Consider the following 13498-nt stretch of genomic DNA (forward strand, 5'->3'; position numbering starts at 1 on the left):
GAGCATGCTGGAGGGATGCCCGACGACTCTGCCTCCGGCGAACGCCCGGAGTCCTCCCTCACCGTCATCATCGCCTTCGGCGCGAACCTGCTCGTCGCGATCGCGAAGACCATCGCGTCGCTCATCTCCGGGTCCGCCTCGATGGTGGCCGAGGCGGCGCACTCGTGGGCGGACACCGGCAACGAGGTCTTCCTGCTCGTCGCCGAACGACGGGGCGCGCGGAAGCGCGACACCGCACACCCGCTCGGGTACGGCCGCGAGACCTACATCTGGTCGATGTTCGCCGCGTTCGGGCTGTTCACCGCCGGCGCGATCGTGTCGATCTACCACGGCATCTCCGAGCTCGGCGAGACGGGTCCGGCCGAGGACGTCCTGCTCAACTACATCGTGCTCGCGCTGTCGTTCTGCCTCGAGGGCACGAGCTTCCTGCAGGCCTACCGCCAGGCCCACGGAGCGGCGACGAAGCGCAAGGTGCCGGTGCTGCGCCACGTGCTGCAGTCCTCGAACCCGACGCTGCGGGCCGTCTTCGCCGAGGACGCCGCTGCGCTCATCGGCCTCGTCGTCGCGTTCCTCGGGGTGTTCCTGCACCAGGTCACCGGCCTGGCGATCTTCGACGCGATCGGTTCCATCGCGATCGGCGTGCTGCTCGGGGTCGTGGCGATCATCCTCATCGACCGGAACCGCCGTTTCCTGCTCGGCGAGAGCACGTCGCCCGAGCTCGAGAACGCCGTGCTCGTCGAGCTGCTCGGCCGCTCGCAGATCGAACGTGTCACCTACCTGCACCTGGAGTTCGTCGGACCGTCGCGGGTGTACCTCGTCGCGGCCGTCGACCTGACGGGCAACGAGAACGAGGAGCACGTCGCGGTGCGGTTGCGCGACGTCGAGAAGTCGCTCGAGGACAGCCAGTACATCGAGGAAGCCGTGCTCACGCTGAGCTACCCGGGCGACGCCTCGCTGCGGCCGACGAGCGACGAGGTGCCCGAGGTGGTGCGCGACGGGACGGCCTCGGACGTGGCCGCCGGCGGCGCGGGGACGCTGCGGACGGACTGACGCGCGGCAGACGGGCAGCGGGTGACGGTCAGCAGGTGACGGTCGGCAGATGACGGTCAGCAGGTGACGGTCAGCGCCCGAGCGTCAACGACTCGCCGTCGACCACGATCTCGGAGCCGTCGGTGGGCACCCACACCCGCAGCTCGTCGACGCGGAAGGAGGTCAGCCGTGACCGCTCCGCCTCGAGGAAGCCGGACACCTGTGGCGGTACCGGGAACCGTCCGTCGACCCCCTGCACGACCGCCCCGTACCGCCCGTTGACCGGCGCGTCGACACCCCGGTCGGCGAAGTACGGCCGCCAGCCGGGCGCCCCGTAGGCGGTGAAGAGGATCCGGCCGCCGTCCATCCCGTGTGCCCGGAGTGCCTGGTCGAGGAGCCCGACACCGGACGGGCGGACCCTGGCGACGGCGACGGTCTGCTGCACCGCGGGAACGACGGCTGCCCCGACGCAGAGCACGACCACGGCGGTGATCACTGCGCTCGCGACCGGTGGGGTCGTCCGCCGAGCACGACGACCGACCCGCACGCTCTGTGCGAGACGGGTGTACCCGACGGCGGCCAGCGCGATCACGATCGGCATCCAGGCGTCGTAGTAGTGCGCGAGCGCCACCTTCGACGTCCCGAGGAACACCATCAGGGGAACGGCCGCGGTGACCATGTAGAGGACGAGCCGTCCGGGGCGGACCACCAGGGCTGCGAGGATCCCGACCGCGAGCACCACCGCGAGGAGCGGCGTCACCCCACGTGCCATGTACCAGAACTCGGCCCACCAGGGAGCGAAGCGGTAGGTGTGCCCGGCGATCTCGGCCAGGTGCCCCTTCGCGTCGTGCTCGGACTGGAACTCGAGCATGTACCGGATCGCGTGCACCATCCCGATCGGGTGGTAGCAGGCCACGAAGGTCACGGCGAAGGCCGCCGCCGCGATCACGCCGCCGATCAGGAGTTCCCACCAGCGCCGGAACAAGACCGGCAGCACGACGATCGCGATCACGTACGGCGCTGCGGTGACCTTCGAGGTGACCGCGAGTCCGAGTGCCACCCCGGCGAGCGCTGCCCACGCCCAGCGCCACCGGCTGCTCGAGGTGATCCACACCCATGCGGCGGCGAGCGCCACCACGACGAAGAACACCATGACCGGCTCGAGGAGCGCGATGCGGTCGATGCGCACCGGGGTGCCCGATCCGGGGTCGAACGGGTCGAGTCCGGCGCCGCGGGGCGTCAGCCACCAGAGGCCCGCGGCGAGCAGCGCACCCCAGTGGCCGAGCGGACCGCGCAGCCAGGCGAAGAGGACGGCGCCGGTCCCGAAGACCGCCGCGCCGGCGACCAGCCGGGGACCGAGGATGCCCTCGCCGACGACCAACTGGGCGAGGCCGTAGAGGTACTTCGCGGTCGGCGGGTGCTCGAGGTTCAGCGTGACGATGCCGTGGACGTACTGCCAACCGGCCTGCGCGTAGAGGATCTCGTCGACGTTGATCGTCTGCTGACCGATGTGCCAGAAGCAGACGAAGACCCCGGCCAGGGCGATGACGACGAACACGGGCCAGCGCCCCACACGTACCCACGACTGCACGGCGACGATCCTCCCACAGTGCGGCGGACCGTCCGGGTGGTGCGGCGGCTCAGTGCGCGTCGAGGCCCGACGTGACCGGCGTGAGCGCGGCACCGACGTACTCGACGAGCGCCCGACGACCGACCCCGTCCGCCACCCAGACCCCGAACGCCGCCCCCGCGGCACCGAGCATCGCCCCGGACACGGTCTGCGGCCAGAGCGACCCCGGCTGCTCCCCCGTGCGCCCGGCCACGAAGGCGGCGACGGCCCCGTGCTGCGCCATCACCCGGACGGCGACGCCGGCGACGAGCTCGGAGCCGATGCCCATCACCTCGGCCTGCGCGACCGCCCACGGCACCCGCTCGGGGTCGTGGGCCCGGGCCGCGGCGAGCAGGGCCTGCTCCACCGCACGCACCGCACTGGGCTCGGTCGAGGCCGCCAGGTACCCGGGCAACCCCGCGACCGCGGCGTCGAGCTCGAGCCACATCACGTCCGACTTCGCCGTGAAGTAGTTGAAGAACGTCGCACGACTGACCCCCGCACGCACGGCGATCTGGTCGACCGTGGTGCGTCCGTACCCCTGCTCGAGGAACAGCTCGGCAGCGGCGTCCGCGAGGACCTCGGCGCTCGAGCGTCGAGGGCGGCCACCGCGGCGGATCGGTTCGTCCATGGGCCCCAGTAAACCGCTAGACTCGTCCAGCCATGATCTTGGACTCAGTACAGAAAACCGTCGCCGCCGTCGCGACCGCCACCGCCGTCGTCCTCGTCCTCGTCCTCGCGGGGTGCAGCGGCCCCGGGACGAGCACCACGAGCAGCAAGCCGGTGAGCGGTGGGACCCTGACGTACGCCTCCGGCGACGCCGAGCCCACCTGCCTCGACCCGCACGTCGGCGGCAACTACCCGCAGGCGCTCCTGGCGACGCAGTACATCGAGGAGCTCGTCGGGCTCGAGGACGGCGAGCCGACGCCCGAGCTCGCGACGAAGTGGACCACGAGCGACGACGGCAAGACCCTCACCTTCACGCTGCGTGACGACGTCACCTTCACCGACGGCACCCCGTTCGACGCCGCCGCCGTCGTGGCGAACATCGAGCACGTGCAGGACCCGGCCACCGCGTCGAGCACCGGCTACCTCGCGCTGCAGTCCATCACGAAGGCGACGGCCACCGACGACCACACCGTGACGCTCTCGCTGAGCCGTCCGGACAGCGCGCTGCTCGAGTCCTTCTCGCAGCCGTGGGTCGGCATGGAGTCTCCCAAGGCACTCGAGCGCGAGCAGGCGACCAACTGCGAGGCTCCCGTCGGCACCGGCCCGTTCGAGGTCACCGGATGGAAGCACGGCGACCGCGTCACCCTGACGAAGAACAGCGACTACTGGGGCACGACGAAGCCGCGCCTGTCCGGCATCACGTGGCGCTTCCTGCCCGACTCGACGTCGCGCTACGCGGCGCTGCAGTCCGGGCAGGTCGACGTCATCGACAACGCCCAGCCCGACCAGCTCAAGGCGGCGTCGTCGAAGGGCTCGATCCGCGACCTCGACGCCCCGCGCCCCGGTGCCTCGAACCGCCTCGAACTGAACTCCGGCCACGGCGTGTTCCGTGACGACGCAGTGCGCCAGGCGTTCATCGCGGGCGCCGAGATCGACCCCGGCCTGCAGTCGCTGTTCCTCGGCACCGCGAAGCGCTCGTACTCCGTGCTCTCGAGTGCCGAACCGCTGGCGTACTCCGAGAAGAGCCGGTTCGAGTACTCGCCGTCGAAGGCGAAGCAACTGCTCGACGACGCCGGCTGGAAGGTCGGATCGGACGGCATCCGCGTCAAGGACGGCAAGCAGCTCACCGTGACGTTCCCGGTGTCGACGAACCAGTCGGTGCCGGCCGAGCGCAGCCTGTTCCAGCAGATCCAGGCGTCGGAGAAGGCCGTCGGGTTCAAGGTCGTGCTCGACGAGCTCGACCTGTCCAGCTGGTACGCAGCGCTCGCGGCGAACGAGTACGACGTGGTCAGCGCCCCGTACACGAAGGTCGGCCCCGACGTCCTGCGCATCCTGTACGACAGCGCGAGCATCGAGCCGGCGCCGTCCGGGTACTTCGCGAACCTCGCGCAGCTCGACGACCCCGCGCTCGACACCCTGCTCGAGCAGGCGGCCCGCACCTCGGACGCCGACGAGCGCGCCGACCTGTACGAGCAGGCGCAGGAGACGATCCTGGCGAGCGACACCGTGCTGCCCCTCTACGACCAGCAGAACCACTTCCTGGTGCGCTCGGCCGTGCACGGCGTCCAGACGACCTCGGTGGCCACGCCCTGGTTCGGCACGGCCTGGATCGACCGCTGACGCGGATGCCCTGGGTGTGGTGGGCCGTCCGACGGCTCGCGGGCGGTACCGGTGTGCTCTGGGCCGTCGCGACGATCGTGTTCGTCGCGATCCGGCTCATCCCCGGCGACCCCGCACTCGCGATCCTCGGGGGCCCGGGCTCGCAGGCCTCCGCCGAGGCCGTCGCCCAGGTCCGGCACGAGTACGGCCTCGACCAGCCGGTGCTCGTGCAGTACGCCGTGTTCCTCGGCCGCCTCGCCACCCTGCAGCTCGGTGACTCGTACGCCTTCCGCACCCCGGTCGCGACGCTGCTCGGCCAGCAGCTGCCCGTCACGCTCACCCTGGCGGTGGCCGGCCTCGTCGTCGCCTGGGTCCTGGCGATCGTCGCGGCGTGGTGGTCGACGCAGCGCGGTCGGTTCGCAGCCGGACTGACGAGCGCGCTGAGCGTCACGGCGAGCGTGATGCCGCACTTCTGGCTCGGCAGCGTGCTCATCGTGGTGTTCGCGAGCGCCCTCGGTTGGGTGCCCGCGGTCAGCGACGGCACGGTGCGCGGCTGGGTGCTGCCGGTGCTGACGGTGGCCGTCCCGGTCGCCGGGTACCTGGCCGAGACCGTGCGCGACGGGGTCGTCGACGCGCAACGGTCCGCCTTCGCACTCGCCGCCCGGGGCCGTGGTGAGACCCGCCTCGGGCTCTTCGCCCGGCACCTGCTCCGCCACGCGGCGCTGCCCGGGATCGCCCTGTCCGCCTGGGCCTTCGGGTCCCTGGTGTCCGGCGCCGTCGTCGTCGAGTCCGTGTTCGCGCTGCCCGGCATCGGTCGCGCCCTGGTGACCGCGGTGACGCAGCGGGACATGCCGCTCGTCGCCGGCATCGCGCTGGTGTCCGCCGCCGCCTACGTCGTGGTGCTCGCGGTCGCGGACCTCGTCGAACGTGTCGTCGACCCGCGCACCGGAGGCCCGCGCACCGGAGGCCGGCGCACCGGCGCGCCGCGCACCGGCACGCCGCGCACCGGCACCCCGCGCACCGGCACCCCGCGAGCCACGCGACGCCGTGGCCCCGGCCCCGAGGCGGCGGCGCGGTGAGCGGCATCGCCGAGCCGAGCCTCCTGGCTGGCGAACCGGTCGACGGACGACCGGCAGCAGCCCGTCGCCGGCGACGGGGCCTCGGCGTCCCCGGAGCCGTCGCGGGTGCCGTGGTCCTGCTCGCCGTCGTGGCGGCCGCGTGGCCGGCGCTGCTCGGCGGCGCGGACCCGCTCGCGGTGCACCCGTCCGAGGCGCTGACCGCCCCGAGCGGCGCGCACCCGTTCGGCACCGATGAATCCGGACGCGACGTCCTGTCCCGGGTCGTCGCCGGCACGCGGGCCTCGCTCGTGGTCGGTGTCGCCGCGACCCTGATCAGCGGCGGGACCGGTGTCGTCCTCGGCGTCGTCGCCGGCCTGGGCGCCGGCGCCGGACGCGTCGGCCGACTGCTCGACGCCGTGATCGGCCGCATCACCGAGGTCGCGTTCGCCCTGCCACTGCTGCTCGTCGCCCTCGTGGTCATCGCCGTCACCGGCCCCGGTCCGGTCCCCGCCGTGCTCGCCGTCGGCTTCGCCACCGCCCCCGGCTACGCCCGCATCGTCCGGGGTCTGGTCCGAGCCGCCAGGTCGTCGCAGGTCGTCGAGACCGCCGTGCTGCTCGGCCGCTCCCCCGTCCGCATCGTGGTCCGGCACGTCCTGCCGACCGCGCTCTGGCCCGTGGTCGCGGTCGCCACGCTCGGCGTCGGCCAGGCGATCGTCTGGGCCTCGGCGCTGAGCTACCTCGGCGTCGGCACGCCGCCCCCGGCGCCGGAGTGGGGCGCGATGCTCGCCGACGGCCGGACCTACCTGCAGACCGCACCGTGGATGAGCACCTTCCCCGGGCTCGCCATCGTGGTGCTCGCGACCGCCGTCACCGTGCTCGGTCGCGCGATCCGCCGAACAGGAGTCGTCCGATGACCACCGTCCTCGAGGTCCAGGGGCTGCACGTCGCCATCGCGGGCACGCCGATCGTGCACGACGTCGCCCTGCGGGTCGACGCCCGCGAGTGCGTCGCCCTGGTCGGCGCGTCCGGCTCCGGCAAGACCGTCACCGCCCGCGCCGCGCTCGGCCTGTCCGCGCCCGGCTCCGCCGTCCGCGCCGACGCCTTCACCGTCGCCGGCCTCGACGTCCGGGCGTTCTCCGATCGCCGGTGGCGCCAGGTGCGCGGGTCGCGGGTCGGCTACGTCGGCCAGGAGGCCCTCGGCGCGTTGGACCCGCTGCGCCCGGTCGGTCGCGAGGTCGCCGACAGCCTTCGCCTGCACACCGAGATGGGTGCGGCCGAACGCGTGGACGCCGTGCGCGATGCCCTGCTGGCGGTGGGCCTCGACCCGGACATCGCGACCGACGGCCGACTCGCCGGCACGCTGTCGGGCGGGATGCGGCAGCGGGCCCTCATCGCGGCGGCCACCATCGGGGCACCAGCGCTCGTGGTCGCCGACGAGCCCACGACCGCACTGGACGCCGGGGTCGCGGTCACCGTGATGGAGCAGCTGCGGGCGGCGCAGCAGCGCGGGGCCGGGTTGCTCGTCATCACGCACGACCTCGGGCTCGTCGCGGGGTGGGCGGACCGGGTGGCCGTCATGCACGAGGGCCGGATCGTCGAGCACGGTCCGGTCGCTTCGGTGTTGCAGGATCCGCAGCACGCCGCGACGCAGGCCCTGGTGCGCGCGGCGCACGGTGCCGATCTGGTCGACCGGTACGAGGTTGATGGCTCCGTGCCGGCCTCTGACGACGCACCGAGCGGGCAACCTCGCACCGAGCGCACGTCCACGCACCGTGCGCCGATCGGCGACCGCGGTACCCAGCGCGCAACCTCGCACGGTGCGAGGGGGGTGCTCGTCGCCGACGGGCTCGCGCGCGACTACGAGGGCGTCCGCGCCGTCGACGACGTGTCGTTCGGGCTCGACCGCGGGCGGGTACTCGGGGTGATCGGCGCCTCGGGGTCGGGCAAGACCACCCTGGCGCGGATGCTGCTCGGGCTCGAGACGCCCGACGCCGGCACGGTCGCACTCGACGGAGCGCCGTGGGTACCGCTCCCCGAACACGACCGACGACCCCGACGCCACCGGGTCGCGGCCGTCGTGCAGGACCCCGGCGCCACGTTCGACGAGCGGTGGTCGGTCGAGCGGGTCCTCGCCGACGCGTTCTCGCGGGGCGACGACCGCCGCGCCCGTGGCTCCCTCGCCGCCCGGGTGGACGCAGCCCTGCGACAGGTCGACCTCGACCCGGCGCTCCGGCCGCGGTCGCCGCTGACCCTGTCCGGTGGGCAACGGCAGCGACTCGCGATCGCCCGGGCGTTGGCCACCGACCCCGAGGTGATCGTCCTCGACGAGCCGGTCACCGCCCTCGATGCCACCGTGCAGGACGCCGTGCTGACCCTGCTCGAGCGACTCCGCGACGCCACCGGCGCGGCGATGGTGTTCGTGTCGCACGACCTCCGGGCCGTGCGCCGGATGGCCGACGACGTGCTGGTCGTGCACCGGGGCTCGGTCGTCGAGCACGGCTCCGCCGCAACGGTGTTCGCACGCCCGGCGCACCCGGTGACCGCGCACCTGCTGCAGGCGGCCGAGCGGCTCGCCGCCGGCCCGAGTCTCGCGCAGGGCGACCCGACTCGGGCCGCAGGCCCCGAGTCGGGTCGCTGACTCCGAGTCTCGGGGCCGCACCACGGCCCTGGACGTGACCGGAGGCCCGGTGCGCGTCCGTGGCGGACGTGCACCGGGCCTCCAGGGCGGCTCTGACCGGGGTCAGGAGTCGGCGGACTCCTTCTTCGCCGCGTCGGCCGAGACGATCGGGATCTCGCTCGTCGCGAAGTCCTTCGCCCAGTCCGACTGCGCGAACTCCGACGTCGGGTCGTTGTAGTCCTCGATGACGCCGGCGACCTCGTCCTCGGAACCGACCGTCGGGCCGGAGCCCATGAGCGGGGTGGCGGCGGTCTCCTTGGTGAAGTACACCGCGACGAGCCCGATGACGGCGGCCAGCATCAGGTAGAACGCCGGGATGTCCTCGGCCCAGCCGTAGCCGGCGTCCTTCGCGGCGTTGATGAGCGCCGAGGTCGCGAGCGGGGTGGTGCCACCGAACAGCGACACCGAGACGTTGAACGCGATCGCCAGGGCGCCGTAGCGGATGATCGTCGGGAACAGCGCGGGCAACGTCGACGGCATGGTCGAGGTGAACGTGACGAGCACGACACCGAGGATGAGCAGGCCGGAGAACACCCCGACGCCCGTGCCGGTCTGGACGAGCTTGAGGGCCGGCCAGGACAGCAGGATGAAGCCGATGCAGCCGGCGGCGAGGACCGGGCGGCGACCGAACTTGTCGGACAGCCGGCCACCGAACGTGATGACGACCATCATGAGCAGCATCACGACGACGATCAGGATGAGGCCGAACGTGGCGTTCTGGCCGAGGTTCTGCTCGAGGTAGGTCGGCATGTACGACAGCAGCATGTAGTCGGTCACGTTGAAGACCAGGACCAGGCCGATGCAGATGATGAGTGCGCGCCAGTTCTCGGCGAAGAGCTTGAGGAACGGGGTCTTCTGCCCCTCGCGCTCGGCGGCCTGCTCCTGCTGCTTCTGGAAGGCCGGGGTCTCCTCGAGCTTGAGGCGCAGGTACAGGCCGATCAGGCCGAGCGGGCCCGCGATGATGAACGGGATGCGCCAGCCCCAGCTGAGCAGGGCGTCCTCGGACAGGCCGAACTGCAGGCCGGTGACGATCGACGCGCCGAGCACGTAGCCGGCCAGGGTGCCGAACTCGAGCCACGAGCCCATGAACCCGCGGCGCTTGTCCGGCGAGTACTCGGCGATGAAGGTCGCGGCGCCGCCGTACTCACCGCCGGTCGAGAAGCCCTGCACGAAGCGGGCAACGAGCAGCAGGACCGGAGCCCAGAAGCCTATCGAGTCGTACGACGGGATCAGGCCGATCATCAGCGTGCCGGCGGCCATCAGGATCATCGTCAGCGCGAGGACCTTCTGCCGGCCGATCTTGTCGCCGATCGGGCCGAAGACGGCGCCACCGATCGGACGGACGATGAAGGCGGCGGCGAAGAACCCGAAGGTCGCGACGATGTTCGCGGCCGGGTCGCCCTGTGGCAGGAAGACCTGCGAGATCGTGACGGTCAGGTACGCGAAGATGCCGAAGTCGAACCACTCCATCGCGTTGCCGAGGGCGGCGGCCGCCACGGCGCGCTTGAGCAGCGACTCCTCGACGACGGTGACGTCGTCCTTCGTCAGCTTGCGCCGAGCGCGCTTCGCAGCGCCCTTCGAGCGCAGCGGTCGGTCGCCGTGCGGCTGCGGCCGATCGCCGTGCGGGTGGGGTGCGTCGTTCGGTGCCAAGAGAGTTCCTCCGGTGTGCGGTGCGTCCTTCGGGCGTCCGGCGGACAGCAACGGTGCAGTTCCTGCGAACCCGCGCTCGCCGGACAAACTCCGACAGACTACCAGGTCCCCGGCGTGTCCGACAGGTCGGTGTGGTAATCGCCGCTCCGAGCGCTCGTGAGCCGCGTCGGTCCTGCCCGCTACGATTGGGACACCCCGCATCGAGCGGGGACACTCAGGCACCTCATCACGGACTCGGTGCCGCACACACGCACGGAAGGCGCAGCCATGACCAAGCCCATGCCCGAGAAGCCCAGCGTCGACGGACTCGAGCAGGTCTGGGGGCCGGTCTGGGAGCAGGACGGCACCTACCGCTTCGACCGTGACGCCGCCGGACACCGCGACGCCGTCTACTCGATCGACACCCCGCCGCCGACCGCCTCCGGATCGCTGCACATCGGGCACGTCTTCTCGTACACGCACACCGACCTCAAGGCGCGGTTCGAGCGCATGCGGGGCAAGCACGTCTTCTACCCGATGGGCTGGGACGACAACGGCCTGCCGACCGAGCGCCGCGTGCAGAACTACTACGGCGTCCGCTGCGACCCGACGCTCCCCTACGACCCCGACTTCACGCCGCCGTTCGAGGGCGGCGACGGCAAGTCGTCGAAGGCCGCCGACCAGCTGCCGATCTCGCGCCGCAACTTCATCGAGCTGTGCGACCAGCTGACCGTGCAGGACGAGCAGCAGTTCGAGGAGCTTTTCCGCACCCTCGGGCTGTCGGTGGACTGGACGCAGTCGTACCGCACCATCGACGAGACCTCGCGGGCGAGCGCGCAGCGTGCCTTCCTCCGCAACCTCGAGCGCGGCGAGGCCTACCAGGCCGACGCCCCGACCCTGTGGGACGTCACGTTCCGCACCGCGGTCGCACAGGCCGAGCTCGAGGACAAGGAGATGCCCGGCGCGTACCACGGCATCGCGTTCCACCGTGCGGACGGCGGCGACGACGTCGTGATCCAGACGACCCGTCCCGAGCTGCTGCCGGCGTGCGTCGCCCTCGTCGCACACCCGGACGACGAGCGGTTCCAGGACCTGTTCGGCACCACGGTCCGCTCCCCCCTGTTCGACGTCGAGGTCCCGGTGCTCGCGCACCACCTGGCCCAGAAGGACAAGGGCGCCGGCATCGCGATGGTCTGCACCTTCGGCGACACCACCGACGTGGTCTGGTGGCGCGAGCTGCAGCTGCCGAACCGCGCGATCCTCGGCTTCGACGGCCGTGTCCGTTCCGACGAGCCCGAGTGGATCGAGTCGGCGACCGGCAAGGCGCTCTACGCCGAGATGGCCGGCAAGACCGTGTTCTCGGCGAAGAAGGTCGTCGTGGACGCCCTGACCGAGTCCGGCGAGCTCGTCGGCGACGTCAAGACGATCAACCACCCGGTGAAGTTCTTCGAGAAGGGCGACAAGCCCCTCGAGATCGTCTCGACCCGCCAGTGGTACATCGTCAACGGTGCCCGCGACGAAGCGCTCAAGACGACGCTCCGCGCCCGCGGCGAGGAGATCGCGTTCCACCCCGACTTCATGCGCGTCCGGTACGACAACTGGGTCGGTGGCCTGTCCGGCGACTGGCTCATCTCGCGCCAGCGGTTCTTCGGTGTGCCGATCCCGGTCTGGTACCCGCTCGACGCCGACGGCAACCCGGTGTTCGACCAGCCGATCGTCCCGACCGAGGCGCAGCTGCCCGTCGACCCGTCGTCCGACCCGGCTCCGGGCTACTCCGAGGACCAGCGCGGCGTCGCCGGCGGGTTCCAGGGCGAGCTCGACGTCATGGACACCTGGGCCACGTCGTCGCTCACCCCGCAGCTCGCGGGCAAGTGGGAGACCGACCCGGCGCTCTACGACCTGGTGTACCCGTACGACGTCCGCCCGCAGGCGCAGGACATCATCCGCACGTGGCTCTTCACGACGGTGCTCCGCAGCCAGCTCGAAGCGGACACCGTGCCGTGGAAGCACGCCAGCATCTCCGGCTTCATCGTCGACCCCGACCGCAAGAAGATGTCGAAGTCCAAGGGCAACGTCGTCACGCCGCTGTCGATCCTCGAGCAGCACGGCGCCGACGCGGTCCGCTACTGGGCGGCCTCGTCGAAGCTCGGCACCGATGCGGCCTTCGACCCGCAGAACCCGAAGCAGATCAAGGTCGGTCGTCGTCTGGCGATCAAGGTCCTGAACGCCGCCAAGTTCGTCTACGGCTTCCCCCTGCCCGAGGGCGCCACGAGCGTGACCGAGGCACTCGACGTCGACATGCTCGCCGAGCTCGGTGCGGTCGTCGAGCAGGCCACCGCCGCGTTCGACGGGTTCGACCACGCCCGCGCGCTCGAGATCACGGAGCGGTTCTTCTGGACCTTCTGCGACGACTACCTCGAGCTCGTGAAGGAACGTGCCTACGGCACGGCGACCGACGCGACGCACGAGACACAGGCGAGCGCGGTCCTGGCGCTGCGCGGCGCGATCGACGTGCTGCTCCGACTGCTGGCACCGTTCCTCCCGTACGCGACGGAAGAGGTGTGGGCCTGGACCCACGAGACCAGCGTGCACCGGGCCTCCTGGCCGACCGCTGCCGACCTGCCCACCGACGCGGCCCCCACCGGGCTGCTCGCGGCCGTCGGACAGGCGCTCATCGGGATCCGCGGCGCGAAGACGTCGGCGAAGGCGTCCCAGAAGACGCCCGTCACGCGTGCCGTCGTCGCGGCACCGGCCGAGACGCGGGCGCTCATCGAGCGCGCGGCGGTCGACCTGGCGGCCGTCGGCCGCATCGACAACCTGTCGTTCGTCGACGGCGACGAGCTCGCCGTCACCGAGATCGAGCTGGCGGAACAGCAGGCGTAACGTCGGTCGTCCGGGCCGGGTCGCGTCGGCGACCCGGCCGGTCCACCACTTGACAGGAGGCACGGATGCAGTTGGGCACACGATGGAGCGTGGGTGGGGAGCCGCCTGCGCGACTGCCCGAGGCGATGGTCGTCGCCGTGCGCGGGGTCGAGGACGAGCTGGTGGCCGAGTCGGTCGACACGGGGACGTTGGGCTGGACCCTGACGTTCCTGGAGGGCAAGCCGATCGTCGAGCTTGACGACGGCACCTCGATCCATCTCGACGATGCCGGGCACGCGCAGGTCACGAACCCCGACGACGCGGCGGAAGAGGACTGACGCGCCGGTGCAGTTGCTCGGTGAGCAG

Annotated in this window: 10 protein-coding genes; 7 read left to right on the forward strand and 3 right to left on the reverse strand. The window is 71.8% G+C overall.

Features of this window, described 5'->3' with window-relative positions:
• The first annotated feature begins 15 nt into the window (after positions 1 to 15).
• Positions 16 to 1050 carry a cation diffusion facilitator family transporter gene (locus OGL88_RS13615; RefSeq protein ID WP_263091732.1) on the forward strand — a complete coding sequence of 345 codons (1035 nt, stop codon included), beginning with the start codon at positions 16 to 18 and terminating at the stop codon, positions 1048 to 1050.
• Positions 1051 to 1120: 70 nt separating this feature from the next.
• On the opposite strand, the gene OGL88_RS13620 is transcribed toward OGL88_RS13615, so the two are convergent.
• Both OGL88_RS13620 and OGL88_RS13625 read right to left on the reverse strand, forming a co-directional pair.
• Complete coding sequence (locus tag OGL88_RS13620) at positions 1121 to 2620, reverse strand: ArnT family glycosyltransferase (protein ID WP_263091733.1); 1500 nt, start codon at positions 2618 to 2620, stop codon at positions 1121 to 1123.
• Between the two features lie 49 nt (positions 2621 to 2669).
• On the reverse strand, positions 2670 to 3269 hold the full coding sequence (locus tag OGL88_RS13625; protein ID WP_263091734.1) for a TetR/AcrR family transcriptional regulator: 600 nt from the start codon (positions 3267 to 3269) through the stop codon (positions 2670 to 2672).
• Positions 3270 to 3301: 32 nt separating this feature from the next.
• On the opposite strand from OGL88_RS13625, the gene OGL88_RS13630 reads away from it, so the two are divergent.
• Genes OGL88_RS13630 through OGL88_RS13645 form a run of 4 tightly spaced genes read left to right on the forward strand, consistent with a single transcriptional unit; the run spans position 3302 to position 8602 of the window.
• Complete coding sequence (locus tag OGL88_RS13630; RefSeq protein ID WP_263091735.1) at positions 3302 to 4927, forward strand: ABC transporter substrate-binding protein; 1626 nt, start codon at positions 3302 to 3304, stop codon at positions 4925 to 4927.
• 5 nt (positions 4928 to 4932) lie between these two features.
• Positions 4933 to 5985 carry an ABC transporter permease gene (locus OGL88_RS13635; RefSeq protein ID WP_263091736.1) on the forward strand — a complete coding sequence of 351 codons (1053 nt, stop codon included), beginning with the start codon at positions 4933 to 4935 and terminating at the stop codon, positions 5983 to 5985.
• Positions 5982 to 6878 (forward strand): ABC transporter permease, encoded by an 897-nt coding sequence (locus OGL88_RS13640; protein WP_263091737.1) that lies wholly within the window; start codon positions 5982 to 5984, stop codon positions 6876 to 6878. The genes OGL88_RS13635 and OGL88_RS13640 overlap by 4 nt, the downstream gene beginning before the upstream one ends.
• On the forward strand, positions 6875 to 8602 hold the full coding sequence (locus tag OGL88_RS13645; protein ID WP_263091738.1) for an ATP-binding cassette domain-containing protein: 1728 nt from the start codon (positions 6875 to 6877) through the stop codon (positions 8600 to 8602). Before OGL88_RS13640 ends, OGL88_RS13645 begins: the two co-directional genes overlap by 4 nt.
• 102 nt (positions 8603 to 8704) lie before the next feature.
• Here the strand turns inward: OGL88_RS13645 and proP are convergent, their stop codons facing one another.
• Entirely contained in the window at positions 8705 to 10291 is a 1587-nt protein-coding gene (gene proP, locus OGL88_RS13650; RefSeq protein WP_263091739.1) for a glycine betaine/L-proline transporter ProP, read from the reverse strand.
• Positions 10292 to 10558: 267 nt separating this feature from the next.
• Between proP and valS the strand changes: the two genes are divergently transcribed.
• Positions 10559 to 13153, forward strand: coding sequence for a valine--tRNA ligase (gene valS / locus OGL88_RS13655; protein ID WP_263091740.1), 2595 nt, complete (start codon positions 10559 to 10561; stop codon positions 13151 to 13153).
• 65 nt (positions 13154 to 13218) lie between these two features.
• Positions 13219 to 13470 carry a hypothetical protein gene (locus OGL88_RS13660; protein ID WP_263091741.1) on the forward strand — a complete coding sequence of 84 codons (252 nt, stop codon included), beginning with the start codon at positions 13219 to 13221 and terminating at the stop codon, positions 13468 to 13470.
• Positions 13471 to 13498 lie beyond the last annotated feature (28 nt).

It is taken from the genome of Curtobacterium sp. RIT-PI-V, from assembly GCF_025642935.1.
GTDB lineage: Bacteria > Actinomycetota > Actinomycetes > Actinomycetales > Microbacteriaceae > Curtobacterium.